Here is a 14,054-nt window from a genome sequence, read left to right on the forward strand (position 1 = left end):
CGAAAGCCCTCTCATCGTAGAGGGCTTTCGTGCGTTTTGGGCGTTGGATACCGCAAATGAATTGCTGGCGGTATAGCCACGTGGGGCTCTGATAGCGTGTAGCGGTCGATCCATTACGCCCACTCGAGCTTCGCGAACTCAACAGGCTCACGGCCTCCATTAATTGAACACCTCCATCAAAAGTTCTTCTGACCCCATCAAACAGCCTATCGTGCTAGGTCTAAGGCAGCCGAAAGTGACCCCGATCGTGCGGGATTACCGGGTGGCTTTGGACAATGCCGAGTACGCTTATGGACCTGCCGAAGATAAAGACGCTGATTGATTTTGTCGGACGAACGAACGTCACCGAACTCATGGTGACAGAGAAAAGCGTAACTGTGCGGATATTCAAAACCGCACCTCGAACAGAGACTGGCAGCAATGTCCCGGTCAAAGCCGAGGATGACGCGCTGATCGATCGGTCGGAGTCGATCCTTCCCGCCACCACATCGGCCACCTCCGTTCATGCCCCGATTTTTGGCGTTTTGCATCGCGCTTCCGCGCCTGGACAACCTTCATTTGTCGAGGCTGGAGATGTGGTCGAGGAGGGGCAGGCCCTCTTCATCATCGAAGCCATGAAAGTCTTCAATAAAATTGTTGCGCCACGCGCTGGCCGGATCACCTATCTGACGGAGGTTGATGGTGGCGAGGTTGAGGCCAATGATTTGCTGGCGGAGATCGCGTAGTGACGGAAGGTCTCAACACCACATCGGATATGCCGGGTTTCGACACGGTTCTGATTGCCAACCGGGGTGAAATTGCTGCACGCATTCAGCGCGCCTGCCGCGAATTGGGCTTGAAGACCGTAGCCATCTGCTCTGAGGCGGACAGGCAGGCTCCATATGGCCAAACGGCTGACACCTTCCTTTGTGTTGGCCCGGCGAATGCTGCCAAGAGCTATCTCAATCAGAATGCTATCTTAATCGCTGCCCGTCTGACGGGTGCGGGTGCGATCCATCCCGGTTATGGATTTCTGTCCGAAAATGCCGCCTTTTCTCAGGCTGTCGAAGATGCCGGTCTCGTATTCATCGGTCCGGACGCAAGGTCGATCTCCACGATGGGCGACAAGATCGCTGCCAAACGGGCAATGATTGCGGCCGGTGTGCCATGTGTACCGGGACCGGATACAGCGCTTCCCGAGGATGCTGCAACGGTTGAGCGTATCGCGAATGAGATCGGCTATCCAATCATCATCAAGGCTGCGGGCGGTGGTGGCGGGCGTGGCATGCGGGTGGTGCAGGAAGCTGCCTTGCTTCATGAAGCCATTACCTTGACGAGGGAGGAGGCGAGGCAGGCTTTTGGCTCTGCTGTCCTCTACATGGAGAAGTTTCTCCAGCATCCCCGTCATATCGAGATACAGGTCTTGTGCGACACGCACGGCAATGCCGTCTGGCTTGGTCACCGCGACTGTTCGATGCAACGTCGTCATCAAAAAGTGGTCGAAGAAGCGCCATCGCCTGGAATTTTGGTCGATGTGATCCAGCCGGTTGGTATGGCTTGCGTCGAGGCTTGCCGGCAGATCGGCTATCGCGGGGTGGGAACTTTCGAATTCCTGTTTGAAGACGGCAAGTTCTATTTCATCGAGATGAATACGCGCTTGCAGGTCGAACATCCCGTCACGGAAATGACGAGCGGCATCGACATCGTTCAGGCCCAGATCAAGGCGGCGCAGGGTAAGCCTCTGGACTTGCGGCAGGCAGATGTTATCTGCGACGGACATTCTTTCGAATGCCGGATCAATGCCGAAGATCCTGATAAGTTTCTCCCCTCGGCAGGCATCGTGACCGATCTTGTGCTGCCGGAAGGAGAGGGGATTCGCGTCGATACCCATATCCATGTCGGCTACCGGGTGTCACCCTATTATGATTCCTTGATCGCCAAGTTGATCGTACATGCGCCGACCCGTGCTGAAGCCATGGTTAGGATGCGCCAAGCGCTTGCGGGTACACGGGTGGAGGGTATTTCGACCAATCTTCCGCTCCTGCGCGCCCTGTTTGAGGACGAGGCTTTTGCGCAGGGCGAAACAGACATTCACTATCTTGAACAATGGCTAAAAGAACGGAGCGCGGCATGAGCAGGCCCGACTTTAGCGACCCCGTCTTACTCACAGCTTTGACCGATATGCTGACGGATGCAGGCGTGGACGGCGTGGAAATCACGACGCCTGAGGGTCAGGTACGCATTATTGTTTCTGCCTCGGCAAGATCTGCAATTTCCGTCGCTGGCACTGTTTGCTCACCAAAGGCCGCTGTTTCGAAAGTGGTGGTAAAAGCGCCGATTGCCGGTCTCTTCTGCTCTTCTAAGCCTGCTCTGCCTGCAAAAATGCAAAATCTTCCGCGTTTGGTTGCTGCAGATGACGTGATTGGATTTATCCGGATCGACCACATTCTCATCCCCGTTGTCGCGGGTCGTAACGGTTCGCTCGTCAATCAGCTTGCCGTGCAGGATGCTCTGGTTGGTTTTGGTGATCCGCTGTTCGAAATCGAGCTTCACTCATGATTGCGACATCGAACACTCTAGCACCTCGTCACGAAATCCAGCCCGTCATCAAAGGCCAGGCGCGCGTTTCGTTCATAGGCTCCCGGTCATTCTTGCTCGAAGCATCCGGCGAATTTGATCTGCCAGCACAACGCTGGATCTGGGCGCTTTCGCAAACGGTAAAAGTCTGGGCAGGTGTTGCGGAAGTCATTCCCGGCATGACGAACCTTCTGGCGATTTTTAAGGAAACGCCTGAAGATCCAGAGTCCATCGTGTCTCAGTTGCTCGATGCCTGGGATAAAGCAGCCAGTCTGGATATTGTCGGGAAGACAGTTGAAATACCGGTACATTATGGGGGCGAATACGCTGCCGACCTTCCAGCCATCTGTGATTTTTCAGGGCTGAGCGACCGCGAAGTCGTGCGGATTCACCATGAGGCGACCTACCGCGTCTTCGCGCTTGGGAGCGCGCCGGGCTTTGGCTATCTGCATGGTCTTGATGCGCGCATCTATATGCCCCGAAAAACCGTGCCATCGATCAAGATGGAAAAGGGTTGCGTGACGATCGGTGGAATGCAGACGGGTGTGGCGATGTTGACCGGACCGAATGGGTGGAATTCCATCGGTTACGCCGATTTGCAGATGTTCGATCCCGCCTCTTCTGCGCCAGCTCTTTTGGCACCCGGAGATACGGTTCGCTTCATACCTACAGGGATCGAGCTATGATCGAGATTATCGAAACCGGCCCCTTCAACACCGTGCAAGACCTCGGTCGCCCCGGTTACCGTGACATCGGGGTTTCTGCTGGCGGTGCCATGGATCCTCTGTCGCTTAAGGTCGGCAATATTCTGACCGGTAATGCCGCAGATGCTGCCGTCATCGAGGTCCAGACTTTTCCATTCAAATTGCGTTTTACGAAAACAGCAACATTTGCCGTTACCGGGACGGATGGGCGCCCGTTGCTTGACGGGAAAGAGCTGCTTTCCTGGTGCGCTCATATCGGCAAGGAAGGTCAGATACTGGAACTGAGGCAGCCGCCGAAACTCGCCCGCGCCTACGTCGCGGTTACGGGCGGGTTGGACGTTCCGGTTTTGATGGGATCTCGAAGCACGGCACTGCGCGGCAGTTTCGGCGGTCACGATGGGCGACCGCTTGCAAAAGGTGACAGGCTCGAAATAGGGGCTTCCGCCGATCTGTTACCACTGCCATCAAACGGGCTTGGTGTAGTTGAGCCTTCCGTGGCTTTAAGCGATATTTTCCCGCCTGTAGTGGACGGCGTTTTGCCGATACGTGCTATTCCGGCCGGTGAAGAAAAGCTGTTTGCCAATGATGGCGAGGAATTCTGGAGCCAGATCTGGCGCATATCCTCCCGCAGCGACCGGACCGGTTACCGGCTGTCGGGTGATCCTATAAAACCGATCGAAACCATCGAAATGCGTTCCCACGGTGTGATGCCGGGCGTTGTACAGGTGCCGCCAGGTGGCGAGCCGATCATCCAGATGAGCGATGCAAATACGGCGGGCGGTTATCCAAAGATTGCCGGCGTGATCGACGCCGACCTGTGGCGGTTAGGACAGGCACGCGCGGGTGGGAAGATCAAATTTGTGAAGTCCAATCACGAGGAAGCGCGTGTGGCCGAGCGGGCAGTTGCGAAATACGTCGATGATGTTCGCCAGACCTCACAAATGGTCAAGCGAGCGCTGAATGCGATGGGTTGACGGACAACCAGGGAGCAAAGGGAGGAAACGATGAAGATCGATCTGAACTCCGACATGGGCGAAGGCTTCGGTCCTTACCGGCTCTGTGACGACGAAGCGATGATGAATATCGTATCGTCGGCTAATATTGCCTGTGGTTTTCATGGCGGCGAGCCAGATACCATGGCGCGAATGGTTCGCCTTGCCAAAGAAAATGGCGTTGGCATTGGCGCGCATCCGGGATTGCCTGATAGGGCGGGCTTCGGCCGACGCGAAATGCCCTTTCAGCCGGATGAGTTGAGACAGCAGATGCTCTATCAGCTCGGGGCCTTGATCGCGATTGCCAAAAGCGAAGGCGTCGAAGTCGGGCACTTCAGTTTTCATGCGGCCATGGGCAATATGGTCAATCGCGACCCGGCGCTTGCCGATTTGATGATGAATGCCATTTCTGCCGTTGATCCGAAGCTTGTGGTGTTCGTAACGCCGGACAGCGAAATCGAGAGAGCGGCAAAACGCGCTGGATTGAAGACCCTGGCATTGTTTTTGGCCGATCGCGCCTATGACGCCAAGGGATGCCTTGTCGCGCGGGGTCTTCCCGGCGCGCTGGTCAAGGATGAACCATCGGTGCGTGCGCGTGTCCGCCGGTTCCTGACCGATGGCACGGTCAAAGCCATCGATGGCACGATCATCACAATGCCGGCTCGCTCCATCCTCGTCCACAGCGATACGCCCGGTTCACTGGAGCTGGCGCGTATCGTGCGTAGTGAAATCAGCGCCTCCGGCGCAACGCTCGCGCCTGCCGCAGAACTCGCGTCTTAATGGGCCTCTGGTTGGCCCGTTCTCTAAATCTTACTGAAAGATCATGCAGATGCCCTCTACATCAGACCGCCTGAAAAACGTTTCCATCTCCGCTTCCGCCGCCATGACCCAACGCGCCAGAGAGCTGGCCGCGCAGGGTGTCAAGGTGGTCAGCCTCTCCTCAGGTGAACCGGACTTCCCGACGCCTGCTCACGCAATCGAGGCCGCGCACGAAGCAGCCCTTGGCGGGCAGACGAAATATCCACCGATGGATGGCACGCCTGCGCTGAAAGCCGCGATTGCCAGAAAGTTCAAGCGGGACAATAATCTGACATACGATGCCAGCCAGATCATCGTTTCCGCAGGCGGCAAACAGGTAATCTTCAACGCCATGCTTGCAACCTGCAATCCGGGCGACGAGGTCGTTATTCCCACCCCGTCATGGGTCAGCTATGCGGATATCGTCAAATTCGCAGGGGGTGTTCCCGTCGCTGTGCCGTGCGTCGAACAAACCGGTTTCAAACTGCGTGCCGAAGATTTGGAAGCTGCGATTACGCCACGTACCAAGTGGCTCATTCTCAATTTTCCCAACAACCCCACCGGCGCCGCCTGCTCCCGTGCGGAGATGAAAGCAATCGCAGAGGTTATGCTGCGTCATCCCCATGTCTGGATCCTGACTGACGATATTTACGAGCATCTTGTCTATGATGGCTTCGAATTCGGCACAATTGCCGATGTGGAGCCGCGGCTTTATGACCGCGTTCTGACAATGAACGGCGTGTCGAAGGCTTACGCCATGACGGGATGGCGTCTGGGCTATTGCGCCAGCGGCTCGAAGGAACTTATCGCCGCAATAAGCAATGTAAACGGTCAGAACGGCGGCGGCATTGCCACTGTTTCGCAGGCGGCAGCGATTGCAGCGCTGGACGGTCCCCAGGATCTTCTTAAAGAACGCGCCGCTATCTATCGCGACCGTCGCGATTTTGTTCTGAGCAAACTCGGCGAGATTGACGGTTTGCGCTGCCATAAGCCGGAAGGCGCCTTTTACCTCTATCCCAATATGTCTGGGCTTATCGGCAAGACCACCAAGGGCGGACGCAAAATCGAAGGCGATGTGGATTTTGTGATGGCGCTGGTTGATGAGCATCACGTGGCAACGGTACAGGGCGCCGCCTATGGTATGAGCCCATACTTCCGGATTTCCTATGCAACGAGCATGGAGATGTTGAGCGAAGGTTGCGCCCGCATTGCGCAGTTCTGCCAGGATATGCGTTGATCCTGAAAACGATCCTTTGGCTCGGTTGCCGGGCCAAAGGATACTCTAAAGTTTCAATTTTTCCGTCAGTTCCACCAGGATATCCTTGACGGCAAAAGCCGGCTCAGACAGTGAATTCTGGTCGGACATGCAGAGCGACAGTGTTTCTTCGATCCGTGGCGACAGCAGCCGGCAAATAAGTGGTTCGCTCGTTTCCGAGACGATCCGGTTGGCTATGGCTTTTGGCATGATGGTTGCGCCGAGACCACTGGCAACGGCGCGGGCAAGCGTTCTGACGATTTCCACTTCCGCGACGACCTTCAGATTGATCCGGCTGCGGGTAAATGCCGTGTCTACAGCGCGCCGGACAAAATTATACGCGGGTGGCATCAGCATGGGCATGCCATCAAGCGCGGCGATCGGCACCGGTTTTGAATCCGCTTCGATTGCGAAATCGCGATGTGCGACAAGATAAAATTCTTCGCTGAGCATGGGCTCGAATTTTACGCCCTTGATTGGTCCGACCCCATGGATCAAAGCCAGTTCCAGACGTCCATTCATGATCATCTGGCTATAGGTTTGTCCCACACTTTCCGTCAGGTGGATCAATATCCCCGGATGTCGCTTGCGCGTTTCCGCCAACAGCTCCACGGAAAGCGTTGCAGCGCTGCTGAATGGGACCAGACCGACCGAGACGCGTCCCGCAATTGAGTTACCCGCCGCCGATACGTCGACCTGCGCCTGTTCCATCTGGCGCAATATGATCTGTGCATGGCGGTAAACGGCATGTCCCGCATCCGTCATCGTCACGCCCTGCTGGCTGCGGATGAGCAATTTCTGGCCGAAATGATCTTCGAGCGCGGCTAGTTGCTGGCTGAGTGCCGGTTGCGCCAGATGCAGAATATCTGCGGCGCGCGTGATGCTGCCACTGTCTACGATGACGATGAATGATTTGAGACGTCTTATATCCATGCTTGGCGCAGCTTACAGGCTCGCACGCGTTTTGCAATCTGGGCGCCAGAGCGGAAAGCTCCTGCCTGGAACAAGAACATCCTGGAATCCCGTCTCTAATTGCCTGTTTGCGGGTCTCCATAAAACTTACTTATTACTCCAAAAATAATCGGTCTTAGGCAAGCAGGGAAAGCTTCGCTAGTGTTGATGGTAACAAAAAAGGGGATCAGAATGCCATTCTCCGATTACAAGACCGCTTTGGTCACCGGTGCTTCATCCGGTATCGGTGCCGCTGTCGTCGAGCGGTTTTGCCGCGAAAACATTGAAGTCCACGCGGTTGCCCGCAGCGCCGGCGCCCTGAATGAACTTGCCGAACGCACCGGCTGCATACCGCACGCGATCGACGTTACCGATCGCGCTGCAATTGCCGATCTTGCAAACAAGGTGCAGTTCGACATTCTCGTGAACAATGCCGGCGTCGACAGGCCGAAGAAGTTCCTTCAGGCTGATGCGGAGGATATCGACCTTTTGATCGATGTGAATCTCCGTGCCGTTCTCCACATCTGCCGGCTGATTGTTCCGGGCATGGTGGAGCGTGATCGCGGGCATGTCGTCAATATCTCGTCCATCGCCGGAAACTATAATTTCGGTGGCAACTCGACCTATCATGCCGTTAAAGCTGGTGTCGCCATGCTTTCGAACCAGTTGAGGCTGGATGCATTCGGCAGACGCGTCCGCGTAACGGAGATCTGCCCCGGCCGCGTGGCGACGGATATCTTCACTCACGTTCACGGCAACGATCCGAGCGTGCGCGAGCGCTTCATCGATGGTTTCGAGTTGCCGAAAGCGGAAGATATTGCCGACGCGATAGCCTTTGCCGTTGCCGCGCCAGTTTCCATGAATATCGGCCATATGGAAATTACCCCGACATTGCAGGTTATGGGCGGACTTCAGACGGCCAAACCGCAGACTGTGGCGCAAGCTGACGCAGCGAAGGAACAAAAGCCGTGAGCGGTTTCGACCTGTCGGCAATCCTGAGCGACCCGCAATATATTGCAATGCTATGGCACGGATTGCAGATGACCTTCGTCATCTTTATCGGGTCATGGTCTCTCGCAATGACGCTTGCGCTGGTCCTGTTATGCGTGCGGTTTTCATCGTCGCGTTTTGCTGATCGCGCCGTGGCGGCCTATGTTTCCTACCACCGCAATGTGCCCACACTCGTGCAATTGATGCTGTGGTACTTCGGGATATTCACGCTCCTGCCTTCAGGTTTGACGGACTGGCTGATCGGTCACAATGCCGAAGCGATCTTTGCCGTGGTGGGTCTTGGTCTCTGTCAGGCAGCCTATTTCAGTGAGGATCTGCGTTCAGGCCTGCGCTCCGTCAGCCCGGGACAGATGGAAGCGGCCAAGGCATTGGGACACGGTTATCTCTCCGCGATGCGCTTCATCATCATGCCGCAAGGCGTGCGCAATGCCCTGCCGCCGCTCATCAATCACAGTGTCTCCCTGTTCAAGAACAGCAGCCTCGCCCTCATTATCGGCGCTTCCGAATTGACGCATGCCATCAAGGAAATTGAAAATCTCAGCTTCCAGACCTTCGAGATCTATCTTGTCGGAACTGTTCTGTACCTCTTCTTCTCGCTGTTGATCATGGGTGCCGGTGCGTATCTTTCGATGCGCCTTGATCCGGCGTGGAGGGCACGCGGATGATCGGCGACATGATTACCATCGTTCATGACAACTGGTTGCTGCTGCTGATCGGGCAATATCCGAACGGCCCGCTTGGAGGGCTTGCGAACACGATCATCCTGTCTGCCCTTGCCATCGCACTGGCCTTTCCTGTCAGCATCCTTATGGCGATGGCGCGCCTGTCCAAGTGGCGGCTCCTGCGGTGGCCGGTAACGGGGCTGGTCTATGTCACGCGCGGCGTGCCTTTGCTCATGCTCATCCTGTGGAGTTATTTCCTCGTTCCGCTGTGGACCGGCGCAGACGTGCCGAGCTTCGTCATCATGTTGACGACGCTTGTCATCTATCAGGGCGCATTTCTCAGCGAAGTCGTAAGAGCGGGTATTGTCGCTCTTGGTGCGGGGCAGATGGATGCGGCGAGAGCGCTTGGCCACAGCTATCTCGGTGCAATGCGCTTCATCATCTTGCCGCAGGCGCTTTACAACATGATCCCCAGCATGATCTCGACATTCGTCGCCACGATCAAGGATACGACGCTCGGTTACGTCATCAACGTACCCGACCTCACCTTTGCGGCAAGTCAGGTCAATAATCAGCTTCTGACCCAACCATTCCAGGTCTTCCTCATCCTCGCGGTTGTCTACTACGCCATTTGCTGGAGCTTGACGTATCTCGCAAATGCCGTCGAGCGGCGTATCGCCAAACGCCGTGCCGGTGTGGTCGGTCGCCGGCAACAGGCATTGCAGGCGCAGGCGAAAATCATAACGGAGCAGCCATGACAAACACGGCATCATCAACACAGCAGACCATCCGCATTTCCAATGTCTGCAAGAGTTATGGCGACTACGAAGTTTTGAAGAATGTCGACGCCGAAGTTGCGCGGGGCGAGGTTATCGTCATCTGCGGCCCTTCCGGCTCCGGCAAATCCACATTGATCCGTACCGTCAATCGTCTCGAAGAGATCAACAGCGGATCCATCACGCTCGATGGGCAGGATATTCACGCGGCAACCAAGACAAAGGAACTCAATCTTCTGCGCAGCAGAGTTGGTTTTGTGTTCCAGAATTTCAATCTCTTTCCGCACCTGTCTGTTGTCGAAAATGTCACGATTTCCCCGATCCGGGTGAAAGGCGTCGCACCTGATGTTGCCCGCCAGAAAGCTTTGAAGCTTCTGGATCGGGTAGGCCTCTCCGACAAGGCTGGCGCCTATCCGGGGCAATTGTCCGGCGGTCAGCAGCAGCGCGTGGCAATTGCGCGTGCGCTGGCCATGGAGCCGCCCGTCATGTTGTTCGATGAACCGACAAGCGCTCTCGACCCGGAAATGGTTGGAGAGGTGCTGGCCGTCATGAAGGGGCTCGCGGCAGAGGGCATGACCATGCTTTGCGTGACCCACGAAATGGGCTTTGCCCGTGAAGTTGCCGACCGCATCTGGTTCATCGACGCCGGCGAAATTCTCGAAAAAGCGACGCCGGAAGAGTTTTTTACAGCACCACGCCATCCGCGCGCGCAGCGGTTCCTTTCCGATCTGCGCCACTGATACCAATCAATCATAAGAGGAGAACTGACCATGAACTGGAAATGCCTGACACTTACCGTTGCACTGGCTGGAACCGCTCTCGCGTCACCAGCGGCGGCTGATCAACTCGATACGATCATGGCGAACAAGGTGCTTCGTTGCGCAACCTTTGCTGATGTCGTGCCATTCGCGGCACCCGATCCGAAGACCCGTGAAATGGCCGGTTTTGACGTTGATCTTTGCAACGCGATCGCCAAGGAACTGGGCGTTAAGGCCGAAGTCAAACCGGTGTCGGTGGAAGCCCGTGTGCCGGAAGTCAAGCTTGGCCGCGTCGATATCACCGTCGCCAATCTCGCCTACACACAAAGCCGCGCCGAGCAGATTCAGTTCAGCGATCCCTATTATCTCGCCAAGGAAATGCTGATCGTGCCGGTTGATGATGCCGGCAAGAAGAAGTCGGATTACGAAGGCCAGCGTGTCGCCTCCACCAAGGGCTCAACCTCTGAAATGTCTATCAAGCTCAACAAGTCCGAGCCGCTGACCTTCCAGGATACTGCCTCTGCCTATCTTGCCGTTCAGCAGGGCAAGGCGCGGGGTATGGTGGCCAACACCATGACCACCACCAAGTTCGTCAATGAATCGAAGACCAAGGGCAAACCGATGCGCATGATCGAGGAGCCTATGCTCTATCAGCCGATCGGTGTCGGCATGGCAAAGGACAATCCTGCCCTCACAGCGAAGATCAATGAAGTGCTACGCACACTTGACGCCTCCGGCGAGATAAACAAAATCTGGGACAAGTGGCTTGGCCCGAATACCGAATACAAAATGACCCGTACGGACAAGGTCGTCCCGCTCTCCGAGCTGAAATTCGACCCGATCCCCTGATCCCGCCTGGCTTCAAGCCACGGCAACGATTGACACATGACAATTAAACTCAATGCGAGTGGCGGGACGTTCCCGCCGCCAGCCTTACCGTGGGAGGTTTTATGATCCACATTAAAGATATAGCAGAACGGCCAAGCAAGGCAGACATCGAAGCCCTTTCGAAGTTTTCGCCGGCAACCATCCACGAGGCACAGGGTCGAAGAGGCGCACTTTCCTCCCGCATCAAGCCTGTCGACTACCGCATGAAACTGTGTGGTCCCGCTTTTACCGTCAAATGCGCGCCGCGTGACAACATCATGTTGCAGCTGGCCATTAATTACGCCAAGCCCGGCGACATCATCGTGGTTTCAGCTGGTGAGTACGAAGAGGCTGGTTCCTTTGGCGACGTGCTGGCAAATGCCTGCCTTGCAAAGGGGATCGGTGGTCTGGTGACGGATACCGGTGTGCGTGACACCTTGCAGCTTCGAGACCTTGGCTTCCCTGTGTTCTCGTTCAGCGTCTGCATCAAGGGTACCGTCAAGGAAACGATTGCCGCAGTAAACGATACGATCATCATTGGCGATGAGATCGTCAATCCCGGCGACATCATTGTTGGCGATGCGGACGGTTTGGTGGTTGTGCGTCGTGCGGACGCTCAGGAATCGGCACGTCTTTCGCAAATTCGCGAAGATGCTGAAGCGGGCTTTATTGAAGCTTACAAGCAGGGCAAATCCGTTATCGAAGTCAGCAATCTGGAGCCCGTCCTGAAGGCAAAGGGGCTTGTCGTCGATATCTGATTTTTGTGTGGTGCAGCGAGGCGCGTTTGGCGTTTTTGGACTTTTAAAACCGTCGCAACCATAGCTACATCAATGCAAACAAAAGCCCTCCCCCCGCGGAGGGCTTTTGGCTTCACGTCTGACGAGACCATCGAGCTCCAGGAAGCCCCAAGGGTGGCCCTTCTTGCGCGCTGCGTGGCCAAGGATCCAGTATCGGCGGATCGCGGTTTTTTATGCGTTCCGAGCTATGAAGATACGTCCGATCGTGTTGAGCAGAATCTGCGCAGCCAGAATGGCGGTTGAGCCGGTGTGATCGTAATCAGGCGCGACCTCGACCAGATCAATACCGACGATCTCGCCACGCTTTGCAAGACCTGCAATCAGTTCCAGTACCTCGTAATAGATGAAGCCGCCATGGCTCGGGGTCCCGGTTCCTGGCGCGATGGACGGGTCGAAGCCATCGATATCGATCGAAAGATAATAGCGCTTGCCCGCGGGGATGCGCTCCACTACGGCGTCCACGCCGAGTTTGCGGATCTGGCGCACGGAGAGAATATCCGAGCCCTGGGAGCGGGCATAGTCGTATCCTTCCTTTGCGGTGGAGGAGACGTTGCGGATACCGAGCTGGGTCATTCCGGTGACCCACGGTTTTTCCGAGGCGCGGCGCATGGGGCTGCCATGTCCGAAGCGGACGCCGTGACGCTCATCGACGAAATCCAGATGCGCGTCGATCTGCACCAGATGGATCGGCTCCTGATCGCTGAAGGCATTGATGCAGGGGATGTTGATGGAGTGGTCTCCGCCAAGCACCACAGGCAGTGCGCCGGCTTTAAGGATCTTGCGGACGCCGAACTCGATATTCGCGTGGCTGTTCACCGTATCGGTATGAACAATGTCGGCGTCGCCTATATCGACGATCTTCACGCCTTCCAGATATGTGACGTCGTCCTCGTGATCGTAGGCGCCTGCGTGGCCGAAGGAAAACAGGGTGGAGGCCTCACGGATGCTGCGCGGCCCGAAGCGGGCGCCGGGGCGCCATTGCGTCCCAAAATCGAACGGGGCACCGAGAACCGCAACATCCGCGTCGATCGCGTCCCAGTTTTCGACGTAGGGACTTTTGGCAAAGGTGGAAATACCGACGAATGGCAGGTTCAATCGTCCGCCGTCATAGCCGTGGGCAGTCATGGAGATGTCCTTTCAGATATCAAAGTGCGCGCTCGCGCCAGGTTTGCAGAAATTGGGAAAGGCGTTCGCTCTTCGGATTACTGAAAAGCGTCTGCGGCGCGCCTTCCTCAACGATCTTGCCGTCATCCATGAAGACGACACGGTTGGCCGCATGCGCGGCAAAACCCATTTCGTGCGTGACGATGACCATGGTCATTCCTTCCGCCGCGAGCGTCTTCATGACGGAAAGCACTTCACCGACAAGTTCGGGATCGAGTGCCGAGGTCGGCTCGTCGAACAGCATGGCGCGAGGGTTCACCGCCAGTGCGCGGGCGATGGCGACGCGTTGCTTCTGCCCACCGGACAGGCCGTCGGGTCGGCGGTCAGCGAAAGCGGCAAGCCCGACTTTATCCAGCATGGCGCGGCCGCGCTTTATCGCTTCGGCCTGGGGAAGACCATGGACGAGCCTGAGCGCCAATGTCACGTTTTTGATGACGCTCATATGCGGCCACAGATGAAAGTGCTGAAAGACCATTCCAAGCGGGCGGCGCGTCTCTGCCAGTTCTTTCGGACCGGCGCGTTCGCGGCCAAGCGGGGTTTCACGCCAGCCGATCAGGCGGCCGAAGACATCGACATCACCCGCGTCATAGGGATCGAGAAATGCAAGCGAGCGCAGAAGCGTGCTCTTGCCCGATCCCGAAGGTCCGATGATGCACAGGACATCACCCATATGAATGTCGAGATCGATGCCTTTCAGAACGGTCTTGTCACCGAACCGTTTCTCCAGGCCGCGCGCGGAAATAACAACTGTTCGTTCGCTCAT

Annotated in this window: 16 protein-coding genes; 13 read left to right on the plus strand and 3 right to left on the minus strand. The window is 56.5% G+C overall.

Annotated elements, in window-relative coordinates:
- The first annotated feature begins 290 nt into the window (after positions 1-290).
- Genes ACQZ5Y_RS22510 through ACQZ5Y_RS22540 form a run of 7 tightly spaced genes read left to right on the plus strand, consistent with a single transcriptional unit; the run spans position 291 to position 6,287 of the window.
- Entirely contained in the window at positions 291-725 is a 435-nt protein-coding gene (locus tag ACQZ5Y_RS22510; RefSeq protein WP_065658785.1) for an acetyl-CoA carboxylase biotin carboxyl carrier protein, read from the plus strand.
- Positions 726-754: 29 nt separating this feature from the next.
- A complete protein-coding gene (accC, locus tag ACQZ5Y_RS22515; protein WP_174060225.1) occupies positions 755-2,113 on the plus strand; it encodes an acetyl-CoA carboxylase biotin carboxylase subunit in 1,359 nt (452 codons plus the stop codon).
- Complete coding sequence (locus tag ACQZ5Y_RS22520) at positions 2,110-2,538, plus strand: acetyl-CoA carboxylase (RefSeq protein WP_174060186.1); 429 nt, start codon at positions 2,110-2,112, stop codon at positions 2,536-2,538. Before accC ends, ACQZ5Y_RS22520 begins: the two co-directional genes overlap by 4 nt.
- The gene (gene pxpB / locus ACQZ5Y_RS22525) at positions 2,535-3,242 is read left to right on the plus strand and encodes a 5-oxoprolinase subunit PxpB (RefSeq protein ID WP_025595282.1); all 708 of its coding nucleotides are present in this window, start codon (positions 2,535-2,537) and stop codon (positions 3,240-3,242) included. Before ACQZ5Y_RS22520 ends, pxpB begins: the two co-directional genes overlap by 4 nt.
- A complete protein-coding gene (locus ACQZ5Y_RS22530; RefSeq protein ID WP_111828906.1) occupies positions 3,239-4,234 on the plus strand; it encodes a 5-oxoprolinase subunit C family protein in 996 nt (331 codons plus the stop codon). The genes pxpB and ACQZ5Y_RS22530 overlap by 4 nt, the downstream gene beginning before the upstream one ends.
- Before the next feature lie 30 nt (positions 4,235-4,264).
- Entirely contained in the window at positions 4,265-5,032 is a 768-nt protein-coding gene (locus ACQZ5Y_RS22535; RefSeq protein ID WP_174060187.1) for a 5-oxoprolinase subunit PxpA, read from the plus strand.
- Positions 5,033-5,081: 49 nt separating this feature from the next.
- Complete coding sequence (locus tag ACQZ5Y_RS22540) at positions 5,082-6,287, plus strand: pyridoxal phosphate-dependent aminotransferase (RefSeq protein ID WP_065703391.1); 1,206 nt, start codon at positions 5,082-5,084, stop codon at positions 6,285-6,287.
- Positions 6,288-6,332: 45 nt separating this feature from the next.
- Here the strand turns inward: ACQZ5Y_RS22540 and nac are convergent, their stop codons facing one another.
- Positions 6,333-7,238 (minus strand): nitrogen assimilation transcriptional regulator NAC, encoded by a 906-nt coding sequence (nac, locus tag ACQZ5Y_RS22545; protein WP_003518016.1) that lies wholly within the window; start codon positions 7,236-7,238, stop codon positions 6,333-6,335.
- 210 nt (positions 7,239-7,448) lie between these two features.
- On the opposite strand from nac, the gene ACQZ5Y_RS22550 reads away from it, so the two are divergent.
- The 6 genes from ACQZ5Y_RS22550 (at position 7,449) to ACQZ5Y_RS22575 (ending at position 12,088) form a co-directional block, all read left to right on the plus strand.
- Complete coding sequence (locus tag ACQZ5Y_RS22550) at positions 7,449-8,228, plus strand: SDR family oxidoreductase (RefSeq protein ID WP_003518017.1); 780 nt, start codon at positions 7,449-7,451, stop codon at positions 8,226-8,228.
- On the plus strand, positions 8,225-8,932 hold the full coding sequence (locus ACQZ5Y_RS22555) for an amino acid ABC transporter permease (RefSeq protein ID WP_003518018.1): 708 nt from the start codon (positions 8,225-8,227) through the stop codon (positions 8,930-8,932). The genes ACQZ5Y_RS22550 and ACQZ5Y_RS22555 overlap by 4 nt, the downstream gene beginning before the upstream one ends.
- Positions 8,929-9,687, plus strand: a complete 759-nt coding sequence (locus ACQZ5Y_RS22560; RefSeq protein ID WP_003518019.1) for an amino acid ABC transporter permease — start codon at positions 8,929-8,931, stop codon at positions 9,685-9,687. The genes ACQZ5Y_RS22555 and ACQZ5Y_RS22560 overlap by 4 nt, the downstream gene beginning before the upstream one ends.
- A complete protein-coding gene (locus ACQZ5Y_RS22565) occupies positions 9,684-10,445 on the plus strand; it encodes an amino acid ABC transporter ATP-binding protein (RefSeq protein WP_003518020.1) in 762 nt (253 codons plus the stop codon). Before ACQZ5Y_RS22560 ends, ACQZ5Y_RS22565 begins: the two co-directional genes overlap by 4 nt.
- 30 nt (positions 10,446-10,475) lie before the next feature.
- Positions 10,476-11,312: an ABC transporter substrate-binding protein gene (locus ACQZ5Y_RS22570; RefSeq protein ID WP_019566615.1), complete on the plus strand. Its 837-nt coding sequence runs from the start codon at positions 10,476-10,478 to the stop codon at positions 11,310-11,312.
- A 101-nt stretch (positions 11,313-11,413) separates the two neighbouring features.
- Positions 11,414-12,088 (plus strand): 4-carboxy-4-hydroxy-2-oxoadipate aldolase/oxaloacetate decarboxylase, encoded by a 675-nt coding sequence (locus ACQZ5Y_RS22575; RefSeq protein ID WP_003518022.1) that lies wholly within the window; start codon positions 11,414-11,416, stop codon positions 12,086-12,088.
- Between the two features lie 210 nt (positions 12,089-12,298).
- On the opposite strand, the gene speB is transcribed toward ACQZ5Y_RS22575, so the two are convergent.
- Together speB and ACQZ5Y_RS22585 are read right to left on the minus strand one after the other, a co-directional pair.
- Positions 12,299-13,252, minus strand: coding sequence for an agmatinase (gene speB, locus ACQZ5Y_RS22580; RefSeq protein WP_013761977.1), 954 nt, complete (start codon positions 13,250-13,252; stop codon positions 12,299-12,301).
- 19 nt (positions 13,253-13,271) lie between these two features.
- Positions 13,272-14,054, minus strand: a complete 783-nt coding sequence (locus ACQZ5Y_RS22585) for an amino acid ABC transporter ATP-binding protein (RefSeq protein WP_003518027.1) — start codon at positions 14,052-14,054, stop codon at positions 13,272-13,274.

The organism is Agrobacterium sp. A3-95, from assembly GCF_053521785.1.

Coding starts and splice junctions, on each gene's coding strand:
- ACQZ5Y_RS22510 (WP_065658785.1), top strand. CDS start 291: ATGGACCTGCCGAAGATAAAGACGCTGATTGATTTTGTCGGACGAACG.
- accC (WP_174060225.1), top strand. CDS start 755: ATGCCGGGTTTCGACACGGTTCTGATTGCCAACCGGGGTGAAATTGCT.
- ACQZ5Y_RS22520 (WP_174060186.1), top strand. CDS start 2,110: ATGAGCAGGCCCGACTTTAGCGACCCCGTCTTACTCACAGCTTTGACC.
- pxpB (WP_025595282.1), top strand. CDS start 2,535: ATGATTGCGACATCGAACACTCTAGCACCTCGTCACGAAATCCAGCCC.
- ACQZ5Y_RS22530 (WP_111828906.1), top strand. CDS start 3,239: ATGATCGAGATTATCGAAACCGGCCCCTTCAACACCGTGCAAGACCTC.
- ACQZ5Y_RS22535 (WP_174060187.1), top strand. CDS start 4,265: ATGAAGATCGATCTGAACTCCGACATGGGCGAAGGCTTCGGTCCTTAC.
- ACQZ5Y_RS22540 (WP_065703391.1), top strand. CDS start 5,082: ATGCCCTCTACATCAGACCGCCTGAAAAACGTTTCCATCTCCGCTTCC.
- nac (WP_003518016.1), bottom strand. CDS start 7,238: ATGGATATAAGACGTCTCAAATCATTCATCGTCATCGTAGACAGTGGC.
- ACQZ5Y_RS22550 (WP_003518017.1), top strand. CDS start 7,449: ATGCCATTCTCCGATTACAAGACCGCTTTGGTCACCGGTGCTTCATCC.
- ACQZ5Y_RS22560 (WP_003518019.1), top strand. CDS start 8,929: ATGATCGGCGACATGATTACCATCGTTCATGACAACTGGTTGCTGCTG.
- ACQZ5Y_RS22565 (WP_003518020.1), top strand. CDS start 9,684: ATGACAAACACGGCATCATCAACACAGCAGACCATCCGCATTTCCAAT.
- ACQZ5Y_RS22570 (WP_019566615.1), top strand. CDS start 10,476: ATGAACTGGAAATGCCTGACACTTACCGTTGCACTGGCTGGAACCGCT.
- ACQZ5Y_RS22575 (WP_003518022.1), top strand. CDS start 11,414: ATGATCCACATTAAAGATATAGCAGAACGGCCAAGCAAGGCAGACATC.
- speB (WP_013761977.1), bottom strand. CDS start 13,252: ATGACTGCCCACGGCTATGACGGCGGACGATTGAACCTGCCATTCGTC.
- ACQZ5Y_RS22585 (WP_003518027.1), bottom strand. CDS start 14,054: ATGAGCGAACGAACAGTTGTTATTTCCGCGCGCGGCCTGGAGAAACGG.